Source organism: Sphingomonas sp. So64.6b, assembly GCF_014171475.1.
Taxonomy (GTDB): Bacteria; Pseudomonadota; Alphaproteobacteria; order Sphingomonadales; family Sphingomonadaceae; genus Sphingomonas; species Sphingomonas alpina_A.
Genome location: NZ_CP048817.1, coordinates 2,587,939 through 2,602,846 on the forward strand (window position 1 = coordinate 2,587,939; position 14,908 = coordinate 2,602,846).

Below are 14,908 nucleotides of genomic sequence, written 5' to 3' on the forward strand. Positions count from 1 at the left end.
CGACCCGCGTGGCTGTTGCGCTGCGCGATAGACCCGCCGCGCCGTAACCTGTACTTTCCTCCGTGATAATCGGGGGAATATCATGCCGACCTATTCAACCGCGTCGATCTGGCGCGCGATCGCCATTGCCACGACGATCGCCGGCACGCTCGACCTTCTCGCCGCTTTCATCCTGGCAATCATCACCGGCGGCAGCCCGGCCGGCGTGCTGCGGGGGATCGGCAGCGCGGTGATCGATGCCGGCGCCTTTGATAGTGTCGCGGTTCCCGCTCTTGTCGGCCTGGTGCTGCATTTTGCGATCATGCTGGTCATGGCATCGGTCTATATCGTTGCGGCATCGCGCGCCGTGATGATCGATCGTCGTCCGCTACTCAGCGGGATCGGTTATGGCATTCTGACATGGCTGGTGATGTACTGGCTCGTCCTGCCGGCGCGCTGGCCGACCAGGTTTCCGATTCTCGCCCCGACAGAGATCGCGACTCAGCTGTTTTGCCATATCTTGCTGGTCGGAATTCCAATCGCATTGGTATCCCGACAAGCACGTCGCTGGATTTGAATCTCCCTCCTTCGCCAGCTTTTGCGAATCAACCGCAAATTCGCTTGCGAGTAGTTCGCATTAGCCCTACTTAAGGGACGAAGCGGTGGAGCATCCAATGGTCGTCTGCGTTTGTAATGCGATTCGGGAACGTGATGTGCGTGAAGCGGCGCGTCAGGGCGCGACCAGCGCCTGCCAGGCTTATCGCGCGCTTGGCCGCCGGCCGAAATGCGGCCAGTGCGTCCCGTTCGCGCGATCCATTATCGATTCTGAACGTGCTGCTGCGTAGCGTTCTCAGCCCCAAAAAACCGCAGAATTCCGCCATTTTTTGACTGTTCGTGTCCGGCTCGTTGCGCTATTATCAGCGTAACGAATGGAGATACGTGCCATGAAGGGCGACGCGAAAGTCATCGATTATCTGAACGAGGCGCTCAAGAACGAGCTGACCGCGATCAACCAATATTGGCTGCATTATCGGCTGCTCGATCATTGGGGCGTGAAGAAGCTCGCCGATTTCGAGCGGCACGAATCGATCGACGAGATGAAGCATGCCGACTGGTTGTCGGAACGCATCCTGTTCCTCGACGGCCTGCCCAATTTCCAGCTGCTCGGACGCCTGCGTATCGGCGAATCGGTCGAGGAAGTACTCAAGGCGGATCTTGCGCTCGAGATGGAGGCGCTGCCGCTGCTCCGCGACGCGATCGAGCATAGCGAAAGCGTGCGCGACTATGTCAGCCGCGACCTGTTCCGCCGCATTCTCGACAGCGAGGAAGAACATGTCGACACGCTTGAGCGCCAGTTCGAGATGATCGAGCGGATGGGACTGGAGAATTACATCCAGCTCAATTCAAAAGCCGAAGAGGGCGAATAAAACCGGCCGATATCGACTGGCGGAAACATGCCTGCTCAGTCGGCCAGCGGTCGCCGTCCAAAGGCGGCCGGGCGGCGTTCGACCAGCGGGTTGGCCTCGCGCTCGAGCAAGGTGAGCGTGTCTTCGAACAACGAACGCAGCTTGACGACGTGCTGCAGCGCCTGTTCGGGCGTGTCATGACTTTCCACACAGTCGCGCGCGATGGTTTCGATTTGCTCGGCGAGTTCGCCCAGCGGTTCCGCGCCGAACTGCCGCGCTTCGCCCTTCAGCGTATGTGACGGGATGATCAGCGCGGCGGCATTCTGGGCACGCATCGCCGCCTCGATCGCCGCGACCGACTTCACGCCATCTTCGCGGAAATAGCCCAGGATACGCACGAATCCCGCCCCGAGTTCGCTGCGCGAACGCGAGAAGGCGGTCCAATCGACCAATGTGCTACCCTCAAATGACACTGTCGTCTCCTCCCCTTTGGCCATGAATGCCCCAGAGGTTTCACGCTATCTCTACGCGACGTCCGTAAAGGATGGATTGACAGAAGGGCCGTAGCGGGCCCTATTCTCACCCTGCAGGCCTGCTATTCAGCTCGTTATTGTGGCTCGATCGGTAAATATTATCGGCCGATGCATCCAATCTGGATGGACCAAGGCTTATCGGTCGAACGGATTCTTCGGCGCGCGCAGGGTCAGCCGCACTGGCACAGCACCGAAGCCCAGGTCACGGCGGATGCCGTTGATCAGATAGCGTTGGTAACTCATCGGCAACTGATCGACACGCGTGCCAAACAGGACGAAGCCCGGCGGGCGCGTCTTGGCCTGGGTGAGATAACGCAGCTTGATGCGCTTGCCGCCAGGCGCAGGCGGTGGATTGGCTTCGATCGCCTTTTCGAACCAGCGATTGAGCTCACCGGTTCCGACACGCTTCGACCAGGCCTCGCGCGTTTCGAACGCGACCTTCATCAGCATATCGATGCCCTTGCCGGTCGCTGCCGATACGGTCATCAGCGGCACGCCCCTGACTTGGCTCAACCCCTCCTCCAGCGCCGCTTTGACGCCATTGAACAGGCTGGAGGCATTTTCCGCCACATCCCATTTGTTGAGCGCGACGACCAGTGCGCGCCCTTCCTGCAGCGCGCTGTCGGCGATGCGCAGATCCTGTGCCTCGAGACCACGCGTGGCATCCAGCAGCAGCACGATGACTTCGGCGAAATCGATCGCATGAAGCGCGTCGGCAACGGAAAGCTTTTCGAGCTTGTCCTGCACATTGGCGCGCTTGCGCATGCCCGCCGTGTCGATCAGTCGGACCGCGCGTTCGCCCCGGTCGGGGTCGTTCCACAGCCATTCGATCGCGATCGAATCACGCGTGATGCCAGCTTCCGGGCCGGTGATCAGACGTTCCTGCCCGAGCATCTTGTTGATCAGCGTCGATTTGCCTGCATTGGGCCGTCCGACGATCGCCAACTTGAGCGGCGCATCCGGGTTCTCGGGATCCTCTTCTTCCTCCTCCTCCTCCTCGATATCGTCATGCTCGATATGCGGGAGAAGCGCGTCGAACAGATCGCCCATGCCCTCGCCATGCTCGGCGGAGAGCTGGACCGGGTCGCCAAAGCCGAGCGAGAGCGATTCTAGAATGCCGGCTTCGCCCGCCTTGCCTTCCGCCTTGTTCGCGACAAGCACGACCGGCGTGTTCGATCCACGCAGCCAGCGCGCGATTTCCTCGTCGAGCGGCACCAGACCAACCCGCGAATCGATCATGAACAGCGCGACATCGGCCTGCGCAACGGCCTCTTCGGTCTGTGCGCGCATCCGGCCGGGAAGCGAGGCGGCGTCCTGATCCTCGTAACCGGCGGTGTCGATAATGCGGAATTCCATGCCGACAAGCGTGGCATCGCCTTCGCGACGATCGCGCGTCACGCCGGGCCGGTCATCGACCAGCGCGAGCTTCTTGCCGACGAGGCGGTTGAACAGGGTCGATTTGCCGACATTGGGCCGGCCGACAATCGCGACCTTGGGAAGTTTGGACATGAGCGTGCCTTTACGCTGCTCCGCAGCAAACGTCACCCCAGCGCTCAACCCGATGCGAACAAGGGCTCCTTCCGCAGGAAAGAGCCCCTTACAGGATCAACGATAGGCGGTGATGCGGCCCTTCATGTCGAGCACATAGAGCGTGTTGTTCGCGACGATCGGCGGAAGGCTGATCGATGCGCCGCCCTTGATCGTCGACTGGACTTCGCCATTGCTGACCGATGCGGAGACGATCTCGCCTTCCGAATTGGTCAGAACCAGACGATTGCCGGCGAGCAACGGACCGAACCATGTGATCGGATGCTTGCGCTTCTTGACGTTCTTATAGGCCGGCAACTGGCTGATCCAGCGCACCAGTCCGGTCGAGCGCGTCAGGCAGACGAGCCGCGCATCGTCAGTGATGAGGAACAGCCATTCGCCCGCGATCCACGGCGTGGAGATACCGGCGAAATTCTGCGCCCAGACACGCTGGCCGGTCGCGAGATCGATCGCCACTGTACGACCGCCCTGCCCAACCGCATAGACGCGGCCCTGATCGATCACCGGCGCGGCATCGATATCCGCCAGCGACGACACCGAGGTCGAGATGGCCGAACGCGACAATGCGTCCTGCCACAACGCCCGGCCATTTTCGTAACGATAGGCGTTGAGTTCGCCCGACGAGAAACCGGCCACGACCGACCCTTGCGCCGCGGCGGGTGCGGCAACGCCGAACACCCCCTGCGATTCGAGCGAGCCCGACTGAGTCCAGCCGACCGTGCCATCGGCGAGTGCGATAGCGAAAAGCTGATTATCCTGGCTCAGGACATAGAGATTGCCATTGGCGATGGTCGGCGCACCGCGCAGCGGGCCGCCCGGCTTCGCGCGCCATAGCTCCGTCCCGTCGGCGGCGTTCAAGGCGACGACATCGCCGACGCCGTCGGTCGCATAAAGTTTGCCGTCTTCGAAACTGACACCACCACCGAAACGCGCGGCCTTGTTGGTGTTTTCCTTGGCGATCGTCTTCGACCAGATTTTCGCGCCGGTATCAGCGGCAAAGGCCGAGACCGTCGCATCGACATCCATCGCGTATAGGCGGCCGCCGGCCACGACCGGGGGCGCCGCCAGGCGCTGACGATTCGACCCGCCATTGACGCTCGCGCTCCATGCGCGCGACAGCGATTCACCGAGCGCGAGCTGGCCCATCGACTTGGCCGAATTGCCGCCCGGTTGCGCCCAGGAATCATTGACCGCCGGCGGCGGCAACAGCACCTGGACCGCCGCGATCGTCTTGTCCGGCTCGCTTGCGCTTTCCGACAACAGGATCGGCACACGATCCCCCAGCACCGGCGTCTTTTTCTGACCGCCCTTGAATATGCCGCAAGCGCTGAGCGCCAGGAGAGCCGCGATCGCGAGCGGCACCCTCTTCCCTGTCATCATGGTGCTTTCTTTTCCTCAGGTGTGTCGACGGCGTCGATACCCAGTACGCCAGCCATCTGAACCGCACGTTGACGGAGCGTGGCTGGAACGGTCTCTTCGCGGGCGATCTGGCCGAACAAGGGGCCTGCCAGATCGGGCCGGTTCATTCGCAGATAGGCGGCCGCGACCAGCTCGCCCGCGCTTCCGAACCAGGGATTGCCCTTGACCGCAAGCGGTCGCAGGCGGTTGACGATAACATCGGGCTTCAACGTGTCGTATTCGGCCGAGGTCTGACGGATCAGCGCGAGATCGCGGAACGGCTGCGCCAGCGAAGCGTCTGCGGCGATCTCACCAAATTTGGCGGCTGAGCCCTTCAAATCCCGCTTGTCGAGCAACGCGTCCGCCTGAGCAAACCGGGCGATGGCCTGGTAACCATCGACATTCGATGTGGCGAGTTCCTGAAGCACCTTGGGGTCGGCGGGCTTGGTGCCGGCGTTATCGACCAACGCCTGAAGCTGTTCGCCCTGTTTGCCGGCGACTTCGGCACTGTGATGCTTCCAATAGAGAAAGCCGCCGAATGCCGCGAGGCCGACGATGATCACCACGATCAGCCAGCGGCCATACCGTGTCCAATAGCTGGCCAGCTGGTCGCGACGGAGTTCTTCATCGACCTCACGCAGGAATGCTTCGTCGGTGTTCGGCGGGACGGCCAAGGCAGGCTCCAGATACGGTGTCAGGACGGGAAGGGCCGGACCTTAGCGGCGGCGGCGGGCAAACGGAAGTGACTCAATCTTCAGGTCAATCGGTGCCGGGCGATCCGCCGCGGTTCAATCGGTCTTGGGTTGATAGGTCTGATCCGGCCCGGGAAATGCCCGTGACCGTACATCGGTTGCATAGGTTTCGACCGCGGCGGAAATACGGCCGGCAAGATCGTCAAATTTCTTCACGAAGCGCGGCGTGCGTTCGAACATGCCGAGCATGTCCTCTGTCACCAGCACCTGCCCGTCACAATCGGCCGAGGCGCCGATGCCGATCACCGGGCAGGACACTTCGGCGGTGATGGTCCGCGCGAGCGGCTCGACAATGCCTTCCGCGACGATCGCGAAGGCGCCGGCATCGGCGATCGCGCGCGCATCGGCGACGATCTTGGCGTGTTCGGCGTTGGTCCGTCCACGTGCGCCATAGCCGCCAAGCGCATTCACCGCCTGTGGCGTCAGGCCGATATGCCCCATGACCGGAATGCCGCGTGCAGACAGGAATGCAACGGTCGGCGCCATCGCCTCACCACCCTCCATCTTGATCGCCGCGGCGCCGGTTTCCGACATAACCCGCGACGCCGAGGCGAAAGCCTGTTCGGGACTTCCCTCATAGCTGCCGAACGGCATGTCGATCACGACCAGCGAATGATAGCTGCCACGTACCACCGCAGCGCCATGCGCGCACATCATATCGAGCGTTACCTGAAGCGTCGACGGGAAGCCGTAGATAACTTGCCCCAGGCTGTCGCCGACCAGCAATATGTCGCAATGCGGGTCGAGTAGTTGCGCCATCCGCACGGTGTATGCGGTGAGCATCACCAGCGGCTCCTTGCCCTTGCGGTTGAGGATCGCCGGAACCGTCAGGCGTTTCATCGGCGCCGGCATCGGATTGGCGCGGCTGGTCGACGTATCGATCGTATAGGTCGTGGACATGACCTGCGAACTAGCGGATCGGACGCGCCGATGCCAGCGCGACAATAATCCCATCGGGCATCCGATCAGGCGATCCAGCCTCGCTTCCGCGCGACATCGGCGAACCACACTTGCAGCACGGCGACGATCACGATGAAGATCGGGAAAGCGCAAGCCGCGACGAAGCCCTTGATCGCGATCAGGTCGGTGACCGCGAAAATCCACCCGAATTGCAGGATCACGCCGATCAGCGACACAATGAAGAACAGCCGCGCATAGGCCGAGCGTGCAAGCAGCGCGATGCCCCCGAGCAGGCCGCTGATCGTCGCCACCGCATATAGCCAGACGAACCAGGAGGGCCGGCTGGCCAGCAAGGTCCGGTCATAATCGCTCAACTGCGCCTTGGCGGCGTCGCTCATCGCGACATCCATGTAGAATGCCGCCACACCCAGCGCGCCCCATAGCGTGATGACGATCGCAGCGATCCAGAACCAGACCGGCGGTTTTCCCCCAAAACTTGCCATTATACCCTCCCCGTTTGAGGATCAGCATGACTCTTCGGCGGCAGAAATGCAATCGGGCCCGATTCGGCCCGATTGCCGAAGATCAGGAGTCCAATTCCGCCGCGGCATAGGCATCCGGCTTGAACCCAACCAGGATCGTAGCGCCGGTATCGAGGACCGGACGTTTGATTATCGACGGGCCGGCGATCATCAACGCGATCGCCTTGTCTTCGTCGATATCGGCCTTGTCAGCATCGGGCAACGCGCGGAAGGTCGTGCCGGCGCGATTGAGCAGCACTTCCCAGCCAACAACCGCCGCCCAGCGCCGCAGCGTTGCCGCATCGATCCCGGCAGATTTATAGTCATGAAAATCATAGGCGATTTGATGATCGGCAAGCCAGGTTCGCGCCTTTTTGATCGTGTCGCAATTCTTGATGCCGTACATCACCGTCATTGATCGTCCTTCAGAAATCGCCCGAGCGTCACGACCTTTTGCGGCTCAAGCCCGAGCGTCGCGTAGAAGCCAAGCGCCGCCTCATTATCGTCGCGCACCATGAGCTGCAATTTCTGCGCGCCCAAATCGCGCAACCAGCGCTCGGCGGCCGCCATCATCGCCCGCCCATGTCCGCTGCGCCGCGCATCGGGCGCGACCGCGAGATAATAGATCCAGCCACGATGCCCATCGAACCCGACCATCACACTCGCGACGATCCGGCCCCCTTCACGTGCGATGAGGATGGTGCTCGCGGCCGTGTTCAGCGCGAGAGTGTAATCGGCAAGCGGATCATTCCATGGCCGCGTCAGCCCGCACACCTCCCACAAGGCGACAATTGCCGGTGCGTCGGCCGGCTCTGCAATCGCGATTTCAAACATTCAGCTGTTCCGGTCTTTGTCTCTGCTGTCAGCCCGGTCGCGGCAACGACACCCATACGGTAAAACCGGCATCGGGCCAGTCAAAGCCGATCTCGCCGCCATGGCCACGTATAATATCACGGCTGATCGCGAGACCCAGGCCGGACCCGCCGGTCTCGCGACTACGCGATGTTTCGAGCCGCTCGAACGGCTCGAACGCGCGCGCCGCCTGATCCGGCGGAATGCCCGCGCCTTCGTCATGCACCTCGACCGCGAACGTGGCCGGGCCGACGCGCAATACAACGTCCACCGCGCCGCCATATTTGCAGCCATTGGCGATCAGGTTCGAGAAAGCGCGTTTGAGCGCGACCGGGCGGCACGGCAGGTCCGCATGGTCCGGGCCGCTATACGATACCCGCTCCCCGGCATCGCAATAATCGTCGGTCAGGCTGATCAGCAGTGCCGCCACATCGACCGTCTCGATCGGCTCGCGCCGTGCCTCCGCCCCCATAAAGGCAAGCGCGTCGCTGACCATCGTCTCCATCTCGCTGACATTGAGCAGGAGCTGGTCGCGCTGTGCCGGATCGCTGACATATTCGGCCATCAGGCGTAGCCTGGTCAGTGGCGTGCGCAGATCATGCGAGATCGCCGCCAGCATGGCCATGCGTTCGTCGATGAAGCGCTTCAAGCGCAGCTGCATCGTGTTGAACGTGTCCGAAATCGCGACATATTCGGGCAGCCGCATACCGGTGATCAATGTCGGTTCGCGATTGCGCCCGAGCTGTTCCGCCGCCGCTGCGAGCCTGGAGAGCGGCACGACGATGCTGCGCGCCATCCACACCGAGAAGACGATGATGATCAGCAGATACCCCGTAACGCCGATGAAATAGCGCGCATAATGCCGCCATGGGCCGGAGACATTGCGCGGCGTGACCGTCATCCAGGCGCCGCCGTCGAGCCGCACCGAGATCGCGAAATCGCCGAGCACGCTGCTCTTGGTGTTGGCCAGCGACTCCGCGGTCAGCAGCGCCGGCAGTTCCGGAATGATCACCACCGCCGTGCGGACCGTGCGCTCCAGATTATTCTGGTCATAGGGCTCCATCGCGACCCGCACCCGCTCGACGGGGCAATGAAGATTCTGCGCGACGGATCGCCGCAGAACCTCGCCGATCAGCGCGCCGCCGCCGGTATCAGGATCGGGCACTTTCGTGCTGACGTTGAAATCCAGGTAGCGGGACGCAGCCACTTGCAGTGGCACGTCGTCGTGCGCCGGGTTCGACAGGACCGGAGCCCGGCGCGCACCGTCGGCAATGGCGTCGATCAGCCAGTTCCTTTGCACCACCAGGAACGGCGGCGGCGGAATCATCGCGCGAAGCGCCTGATTGAGCAGAAAGGTGGCGCAAATGGTCAGGAAGATCGCGAATGCAATCCGCGGCGCAAGCTTCAGGCGATTGAATGCCCAGATCCGGTCAGCCACCATGGAAATGCCCATGGCTGACATCGGCGGTGAACAGATAGCCGCCATTGCGCACCGTCCTGATCAACACCGGGTCCTGTGGATCCTCCTCGATCTTGCGCCGCAGCCGGCTGACCTGAACGTCGATGCTGCGATCGATGTTGAGGCTGCTACGGCCATGAACGAGATCGAGTAGCTGATCGCGGCTCAACACAATCTGGGGATGCTGCACCAGCGCCGCGAGCAGGTCGAATTCGCCGGTAGTCAGGTCGAGCCGCGTCCCGCGTGGCGAGATCAGCGTCCGTTTGGCAACATCCAGCGCCCAGTCGGCGAACCGGAACAGGCTCGGCGGCGGGCTCGCGGCCTGTTCGCTGACCATGCCTGCCCGCCTCACGGTCGCCCGTACCCGGGCGAGCAGCTCGCGCGGATTGAACGGCTTCGCGATATAGTCGTCCGCGCCGAGCTCCAGCCCGACCACCCGATCGGTTTCCGTATCTCGGGCAGTGAGCAGGATGATCGGCACCGTGCTGCGCGCGCGCAGCCGCTGGCACAGCGTGAAGCCGTCATCACCGGGCATCATCACGTCGAGGATGATCACGTCAAAGCGATGGCCTTCCTGCAACGCCATCATCTGCCGGCCGTCCTCGGCCATGGTGACGCGCAAGCCATGGTCGCCAAGATAGCGCGCCAGCATCGTGCGGATCTGCCGGTCGTCGTCCACGACGAGAATATGGGGAATCCGTGAACTCGACATGATGCGGATTTAACCACCGCTGGCGGCCAAGTCTGCCCCCGACACAGATTGAAACAAATCGACACCGCCCGGTTATCGAAAAGCCCTTCGCCAACCGTAGACCCGGCGCCGCAACGGGAAAGCGCTGGAGCCATCATGAACGACCATTTCAAATCGCCGCTGAAGCCGAAACCCTTGAGCCGACCCAGCCTGAAGCGATTTTTTCTGATTGTCGCGTCGAGCGCGATCGTCACCGGCGCGCTAATCTTGTCGACGTCGAGCGCCCATGCCCAGGATGGTGTGGACGAAGATCACGACTGGCAAGTGACGATCGGTGCGGGCGCGATCTACATGCCAGATTATGAGGGTTCAAAAGACCATCAGGTCCTGCCCTTTCCGTTCGTGTCGGTCGGCTACAAGGACCTCGCCTATATCCGCGGGCCCGAGATCGGCATCAATTTGCTTCGCTTCACGCCGGCCGAAAATGTAAAGATCAAGCTTGGGCCGATCGCGCGCTATCGCCGCGACCGTTCGGAGGACCGCAATACCGCGCTGACCGGGCTCGGCGATGTCGATGCCGCGATCGAACTGGGCGGTGCCGCGCGGGTCGAAATGGGCCGTGGCTGGGTCCAGCTCGCGGTGACGAAAGACGTCGCGGGCGCGCATGACGGGGTCGTCGCGCAGGGCGAAGCGGGCATGGATTTCGACCTTGCCGACCGGCTGACCCTGTCGGTGAGCGGCACGGCGAGCTGGGTCGATCGCAACTATATGCAGACCTATTTCAGCATCACGCCTGGTCAATCGGCGCGGAGCGGACTTCCGGTATTCGACGCCGGTAAGGGCTTCAAGGACGCGGGCGCGGCGCTCAACCTGTCCTATCGGCTCGGCGATCACTGGATCATCGCGACCACCGCCAGCTATTCGCGATTGCTCAACGATGCCGAGCATGCGCCGCTGGTCAGCCGCCGCGGATCGGCCAACCAATGGCAGGGCGGCGCTTACCTTGCCTATCACTTCTAGGAGACGATGATATGCGGCGTATCGCCATCGCTGGTGTGGCGATCGCCACGTCGCATATCGCGTTCGCCGTCGCCCGGTGGATCATTCGCAGCGACGGCAGCAACGATGACGGGCGCCGCTTGCCGACGGTTGATGCCGGCGAGCAATCCCCGCTTTACGCGACGCGGATCGAACTCGCCGACCTTCGCGAACGGATCCGCAGGCTTGAAAGGATCGCCGCCGGTATCGATTGCTGATCCGGTTTGCAGGATTCGGGTATCGATGACCTGGTAGGTCATGGTTTTGCGGATCGTGGAACGTTAGGGTTGAATATGACATCATCGGGCGCATTATCGGGCGCATTGCGGAATCGTGAGGCACATCCGCCGATCGGCATATTGCTGCGCGAATGGCGCGCCGCGCGCCGCATGAGCCAGCTCGACCTTGCGCTCGAAGCCGACATGTCTGCCCGGCATCTGAGCTGCGTCGAAACGGGCAAGGCGCAAGCCAGCCGCGAGACCATCGCCCGGCTCGCCGATGCGCTCGGCATGCCGCTGCGCGGGCGAAACGCGCTGTTGCTCGCCGGCGGCTATGCGCCGCGATATGCGGAGAATGATCTTGCCACACCCGCGCTCGATCGGATGCGGCAGGCGATCGAACTGATCATCGCTCAGCAGGAACCCTATCCGGCCTTTGTGCTCGATCGGCACTGGAACGTGCTGATGGTCAATGAGGCGGCGATCCGGGTCAATCACTTCCTGATGAAGGGCCGCGAAAGCCCGCATGGCAATATCCTGCACCAGGTGTTCGACCCGGACGATTTCCGCTCGGTCATCGCCAACTGGTCGGAAGTGGCGGCCAAGTTCATCCGCTTGCTGCACGAGGAGATCGCCGCCGTCCCGTCCGACCACAAGGCGCAGCAATTGCTGCACGACGTGCTGCAATATCCCGACGTGCCGGCGCGCTGGCGCTTCCGCGACATGGAGAACGAACCGTCGCCGGTGCTCACGCTGGTGTTCAACAGCGATGCGGGCGAGCTGCGTTTTTTCGAAACGATCACCACTTTCGCGACTCCGCGCGACGTCACGCTCGACGAATTGCGGATCGAATGCGCCTTTCCGGCCGACGAACACACTGCGGCAATATGCGCAGAACTCGCGCGGTCGGCTCAGACCGGCGCCTCGGTATCCGCTACTGCCTGACAATCCCGGCAGCGCGAAGTCATCTTAGGCTTTTGGCGAAAGAATTCGAACCGCCCGCTGACGTCGATCGGCGCCTGTTATCACATTGAAACTTGCGCGTCCTGTTGCGCATTCTGATTGGCAGCGCGCTTCTCGCAAGCCTGATCGGCTGCGGTCGTCGCCGGCAGAAGCGGCATCTTGCCCGATTGATGATGACGCGCGACGGTTACGCAATCAGTCTGCGCGAGCGGGCGGAACATCTTCACGGTCTTGCCAGACGGCATCGGCACCAGCGTGTGCGTGTCGAAGATCGTTTCGGCGAATGCGGGGGCGGGCAGCAAAAGGGCAATCGGCAGCAGAGCGCGAATGATCACGTAATATTCCTTCGGATTATGGTCGATGGGCTGCAGATAGGCGCGTGGCGTTGCCGGTCTTTCGCCTGCGGGTAACGAATCATTGCCCCCATCTGGCCGGGGCGTTGCCCGATTGTGAGCAATCATTGCTGACGCTGCGGCGCACAATATTCGTGACCCGCAGGCGGTTGACCCTCTAACCATCCGTTCCTAAGTCCCACGCCATGACCGCATTGACCGTGACGACCCGCGTAACCGCATGAGCGCCCCATCGATAATCCTGGTCGAAGACGACCCTGCGCTGCGCACGCTCACATCGCGCGCGCTGCAGGAAAATGGCTATCTGGTCAGGCCGGCATCGTCGGCGCCGGAGATGTGGATCGCGTTCGAAGCGGGCCCGGTCGATATGGTCCTGCTCGACATCATGTTGCCCGGCACCAACGGGATCGACCTGTGTCGCCAGATCAGGAAGCAGAGCGACGTTCCGATCATCTTCATCAGCGCGAAGGGGTCCGAAGCGGATCGTGTCGTCGGGCTGGAGATCGGCGCCGACGATTATCTTGCCAAGCCGTTTGGCACGCGCGAACTGATCGCGCGCGTCCGTGCCGTGCTGCGCCGCGGCGGAATGGAACGGCAGGAGGGCGAAAGCCGCGACAAGGAAGCGCATTTCGATGGCTGGGTGGTCAATTTCCCGCGTCGTGAAATACGCTCGCCAACCGGCGCGCTGGTTGAGCTGACCGGTGCCGAGTTCGACTTGCTGGCAAGCTTTCTCGGCCAGCCGCAGCGCGTCATCGCGCGCGAGCGACTGATCGAATTGTCGCGCACGCGGCTCGGCGATTCGTCCGACCGCAGCGTCGATGTGCTGGTCAGCCGGCTGCGCCGCAAGCTCTCCGTTCCGGGCAAGACGGCGCCGATCATCACGGTCCGCGGCATCGGGTACATGCTGAACGTCGAGGTCAGCCGCAGCTGATGCGCCGCGTGCGCGGTTCGCTCGGGCTGCTCGGCCGGATCTTCGCCATCCTGTTGTTGACGGTGGTCGTGGAATTCGGCGCCAGCACCATGCTCTACGAACGCGCCGGCAGCTTTTCGGTGCGCGAGGACGAAGCCCGGCGCCTGGCCGAACATCTGGTGATCACGCGCAAACTGCTTGCCGAGCGTGAGACATCCGCGCGGCCGGCGATGGCCAACGAACTGACCACCGATCGCTATTCGATTCATTGGGCGAAGGGCCTGCCCGCACCGCCGCCGCTGACCGCCGATCTGGTCGAGATGCGCGGCCAGATCGTCACCTGGGAACCGCAGCTGGCGCAGTCCGACCTGCGGCTCGGTCTCGCGGGCGCGCGGCGCGGGTCGATCGTGACCGGCGGCTTGAAACTGCCCGACGGCAGCTGGGTCTATTTCTCCGCGCGTGGCATTGTTCGGGAATGGACGCTCGCGCTTGGCCATATCGCGCTGGCGCTGATTCCCGCCCTTGCCTTGCTGATCGTCGGCGGCTTGCTGATCCGGCGCACGCTGCAGCCGATCCAGCGGCTGGCCGAGGCCACCGCGCATCTCGGTTCGGGCACGCATGTCGCGATCGCCGAAAGCGGTACGGTCGAGGTTCGCAACCTGATTCACGCTTTCAATGAGATGCAGTTGCGCATCCACCGGCTGATCAAGGATCGTACTCAAGCGCTCGCCGCGGTCGGCCATGATATCCGCACGCCCTTGTCGCGCATTCAGCTGCGCCTCGATGGCGTGGCCGAGCCGCAAGTGCGTGATGCGATTGGCGCCGACGTCGCCGAGATGAACGCGATGGTCGCGTCATTGCTCGCCTTTCTCAATGGCGAGGACGATCCGGAACAACCGGCAATGGTCGACATCGCCGTGCTCGCCGCGACGATCGTCGACGAAGTATCGGATCGTGGCGAGACGGCGGATTATGCCGGGCCGGAGCATCTCGAGGTCAAGGTCAGGCAGATCGCGATCCGCCGCGCACTCGGCAACCTGGTCGAGAACGCGATCCATTATGGCGGCGCGGCACAGGTCAGAATCGAAAAGAAAGCCGATCGCATTATCCTCGCCGTCGAGGACAATGGTCCGGGCATTCCCGAAGATCGGCTGGACGATGTGCTGACGCCTTTCATGCGGCTCGACGATGCGCGGGCGCGTAACACCCAGGGCCTGGGCCTCGGCCTGGCGATCGTCGCACGCGCCGTGGAGCGCGAAGGCGGCACGCTCAATCTGTCCAATCGGACGACGGGCGGATTGCGCGCGGAAATTTCCTTGCCGAAAGCCTGACAGCAACGATTTCTTACGCAACCGCTGCGGTGCAGCAAAGCATGCTCCCTAATTCA

19 protein-coding genes are annotated in these 14,908 nt (G+C 62.7%); 8 read left to right on the plus strand and 11 right to left on the minus strand.

Translation table 11 applies throughout. The features are described from left to right. The first annotated feature begins 82 nt into the window (after nt 1-82). The 3 genes from G4G27_RS12260 (at nt 83) to bfr (ending at nt 1,406) form a co-directional block, all read left to right on the plus strand. Complete coding sequence (locus tag G4G27_RS12260; RefSeq protein ID WP_183108924.1) at nt 83-556, plus strand: hypothetical protein; 474 nt, start codon at nt 83-85, stop codon at nt 554-556. A gap of 97 nt (nt 557-653) precedes the next feature. After that, nucleotides 654-824: a (2Fe-2S)-binding protein gene (locus G4G27_RS12265; RefSeq protein WP_183108925.1), complete on the plus strand. Its 171-nt coding sequence runs from the start codon at nt 654-656 to the stop codon at nt 822-824. Between the two features lie 99 nt (nt 825-923). Then, on the plus strand, nt 924-1,406 hold the full coding sequence (gene bfr, locus G4G27_RS12270) for a bacterioferritin (RefSeq protein WP_183108926.1): 483 nt from the start codon (nt 924-926) through the stop codon (nt 1,404-1,406). Between the two features lie 35 nt (nt 1,407-1,441). Here bfr and G4G27_RS12275 read toward each other — a convergent pair whose 3' ends face one another. The 10 genes from G4G27_RS12275 to G4G27_RS12320 all read right to left on the minus strand — a co-directional run bounded on the left by G4G27_RS12275 (nt 1,442) and on the right by G4G27_RS12320 (nt 10,060). Beyond that, nucleotides 1,442-1,882 carry an Hpt domain-containing protein gene (locus G4G27_RS12275; protein ID WP_183108927.1) on the minus strand — a complete coding sequence of 147 codons (441 nt, stop codon included), beginning with the start codon at nt 1,880-1,882 and terminating at the stop codon, nt 1,442-1,444. A 171-nt stretch (nt 1,883-2,053) separates the two neighbouring features. Continuing rightward, a complete protein-coding gene (der, locus tag G4G27_RS12280) occupies nt 2,054-3,427 on the minus strand; it encodes a ribosome biogenesis GTPase Der (protein ID WP_183108928.1) in 1,374 nt (457 codons plus the stop codon). Nucleotides 3,428-3,523: 96 nt separating this feature from the next. After that, nucleotides 3,524-4,846, minus strand: coding sequence for a PQQ-like beta-propeller repeat protein (locus tag G4G27_RS12285; RefSeq protein WP_183108929.1), 1,323 nt, complete (start codon nt 4,844-4,846; stop codon nt 3,524-3,526). After that, entirely contained in the window at nt 4,843-5,538 is a 696-nt protein-coding gene (locus G4G27_RS12290) for a tetratricopeptide repeat protein (RefSeq protein WP_183108930.1), read from the minus strand. The genes G4G27_RS12285 and G4G27_RS12290 overlap by 4 nt, the downstream gene beginning before the upstream one ends. Before the next feature lie 114 nt (nt 5,539-5,652). Then, the gene (gene panB, locus G4G27_RS12295; protein ID WP_183108931.1) at nt 5,653-6,516 is read right to left on the minus strand and encodes a 3-methyl-2-oxobutanoate hydroxymethyltransferase; all 864 of its coding nucleotides are present in this window, start codon (nt 6,514-6,516) and stop codon (nt 5,653-5,655) included. Between the two features lie 65 nt (nt 6,517-6,581). Then, nucleotides 6,582-7,019 carry a hypothetical protein gene (locus G4G27_RS12300; RefSeq protein WP_183108932.1) on the minus strand — a complete coding sequence of 146 codons (438 nt, stop codon included), beginning with the start codon at nt 7,017-7,019 and terminating at the stop codon, nt 6,582-6,584. A gap of 82 nt (nt 7,020-7,101) precedes the next feature. Continuing rightward, complete coding sequence (locus G4G27_RS12305; protein WP_183108933.1) at nt 7,102-7,452, minus strand: ArsC family reductase; 351 nt, start codon at nt 7,450-7,452, stop codon at nt 7,102-7,104. Then, nucleotides 7,449-7,871 carry a GNAT family acetyltransferase gene (locus G4G27_RS12310; protein WP_183108934.1) on the minus strand — a complete coding sequence of 141 codons (423 nt, stop codon included), beginning with the start codon at nt 7,869-7,871 and terminating at the stop codon, nt 7,449-7,451. Before G4G27_RS12310 ends, G4G27_RS12305 begins: the two co-directional genes overlap by 4 nt. A gap of 28 nt (nt 7,872-7,899) precedes the next feature. After that, a complete protein-coding gene (locus G4G27_RS12315) occupies nt 7,900-9,342 on the minus strand; it encodes a HAMP domain-containing sensor histidine kinase (RefSeq protein WP_183108935.1) in 1,443 nt (480 codons plus the stop codon). Continuing rightward, a complete protein-coding gene (locus G4G27_RS12320) occupies nt 9,320-10,060 on the minus strand; it encodes a response regulator (RefSeq protein ID WP_183108936.1) in 741 nt (246 codons plus the stop codon). The genes G4G27_RS12315 and G4G27_RS12320 overlap by 23 nt, the downstream gene beginning before the upstream one ends. 135 nt (nt 10,061-10,195) lie before the next feature. Between G4G27_RS12320 and G4G27_RS12325 the strand changes: the two genes are divergently transcribed. The 3 genes from G4G27_RS12325 (at nt 10,196) to G4G27_RS12335 (ending at nt 12,240) form a co-directional block, all read left to right on the plus strand. Further along, nucleotides 10,196-11,059 carry a MipA/OmpV family protein gene (locus G4G27_RS12325; protein ID WP_183108937.1) on the plus strand — a complete coding sequence of 288 codons (864 nt, stop codon included), beginning with the start codon at nt 10,196-10,198 and terminating at the stop codon, nt 11,057-11,059. An 11-nt stretch (nt 11,060-11,070) separates the two neighbouring features. Continuing rightward, nucleotides 11,071-11,295: a hypothetical protein gene (locus tag G4G27_RS12330; protein ID WP_183108938.1), complete on the plus strand. Its 225-nt coding sequence runs from the start codon at nt 11,071-11,073 to the stop codon at nt 11,293-11,295. Between the two features lie 75 nt (nt 11,296-11,370). After that, complete coding sequence (locus G4G27_RS12335) at nt 11,371-12,240, plus strand: helix-turn-helix transcriptional regulator (protein WP_183108939.1); 870 nt, start codon at nt 11,371-11,373, stop codon at nt 12,238-12,240. Between the two features lie 80 nt (nt 12,241-12,320). On the opposite strand, the gene G4G27_RS12340 is transcribed toward G4G27_RS12335, so the two are convergent. Continuing rightward, nucleotides 12,321-12,740, minus strand: coding sequence for a hypothetical protein (locus G4G27_RS12340; protein ID WP_183108940.1), 420 nt, complete (start codon nt 12,738-12,740; stop codon nt 12,321-12,323). Between the two features lie 91 nt (nt 12,741-12,831). Here G4G27_RS12340 and G4G27_RS12345 point away from each other — a divergent pair, with 91 nt between their 5' ends. Together G4G27_RS12345 and G4G27_RS12350 are read left to right on the plus strand one after the other, a co-directional pair. Next, nucleotides 12,832-13,542, plus strand: a complete 711-nt coding sequence (locus tag G4G27_RS12345; RefSeq protein ID WP_183108941.1) for a response regulator transcription factor — start codon at nt 12,832-12,834, stop codon at nt 13,540-13,542. After that, a complete protein-coding gene (locus G4G27_RS12350; protein WP_183108942.1) occupies nt 13,542-14,852 on the plus strand; it encodes an ATP-binding protein in 1,311 nt (436 codons plus the stop codon). Before G4G27_RS12345 ends, G4G27_RS12350 begins: the two co-directional genes overlap by 1 nt. Nucleotides 14,853-14,908: the final 56 nt, after the last annotated feature.

Coding starts and splice junctions, on each gene's coding strand:
- der (WP_183108928.1), bottom strand. CDS start 3,427: ATGTCCAAACTTCCCAAGGTCGCGATTGTCGGCCGGCCCAATGTCGGC.
- G4G27_RS12320 (WP_183108936.1), bottom strand. CDS start 10,060: ATGTCGAGTTCACGGATTCCCCATATTCTCGTCGTGGACGACGACCGG.
- G4G27_RS12345 (WP_183108941.1), top strand. CDS start 12,832: ATGAGCGCCCCATCGATAATCCTGGTCGAAGACGACCCTGCGCTGCGC.
- panB (WP_183108931.1), bottom strand. CDS start 6,516: ATGTCCACGACCTATACGATCGATACGTCGACCAGCCGCGCCAATCCG.
- G4G27_RS12335 (WP_183108939.1), top strand. CDS start 11,371: ATGACATCATCGGGCGCATTATCGGGCGCATTGCGGAATCGTGAGGCA.
- G4G27_RS12325 (WP_183108937.1), top strand. CDS start 10,196: ATGAACGACCATTTCAAATCGCCGCTGAAGCCGAAACCCTTGAGCCGA.
- bfr (WP_183108926.1), top strand. CDS start 924: ATGAAGGGCGACGCGAAAGTCATCGATTATCTGAACGAGGCGCTCAAG.
- G4G27_RS12275 (WP_183108927.1), bottom strand. CDS start 1,882: ATGGCCAAAGGGGAGGAGACGACAGTGTCATTTGAGGGTAGCACATTG.
- G4G27_RS12305 (WP_183108933.1), bottom strand. CDS start 7,452: ATGACGGTGATGTACGGCATCAAGAATTGCGACACGATCAAAAAGGCG.
- G4G27_RS12310 (WP_183108934.1), bottom strand. CDS start 7,871: ATGTTTGAAATCGCGATTGCAGAGCCGGCCGACGCACCGGCAATTGTC.
- G4G27_RS12260 (WP_183108924.1), top strand. CDS start 83: ATGCCGACCTATTCAACCGCGTCGATCTGGCGCGCGATCGCCATTGCC.
- G4G27_RS12285 (WP_183108929.1), bottom strand. CDS start 4,846: ATGATGACAGGGAAGAGGGTGCCGCTCGCGATCGCGGCTCTCCTGGCG.
- G4G27_RS12300 (WP_183108932.1), bottom strand. CDS start 7,019: ATGGCAAGTTTTGGGGGAAAACCGCCGGTCTGGTTCTGGATCGCTGCG.
- G4G27_RS12265 (WP_183108925.1), top strand. CDS start 654: ATGGTCGTCTGCGTTTGTAATGCGATTCGGGAACGTGATGTGCGTGAA.
- G4G27_RS12350 (WP_183108942.1), top strand. CDS start 13,542: ATGCGCCGCGTGCGCGGTTCGCTCGGGCTGCTCGGCCGGATCTTCGCC.
- G4G27_RS12330 (WP_183108938.1), top strand. CDS start 11,071: ATGCGGCGTATCGCCATCGCTGGTGTGGCGATCGCCACGTCGCATATC.
- G4G27_RS12315 (WP_183108935.1), bottom strand. CDS start 9,342: ATGGGCATTTCCATGGTGGCTGACCGGATCTGGGCATTCAATCGCCTG.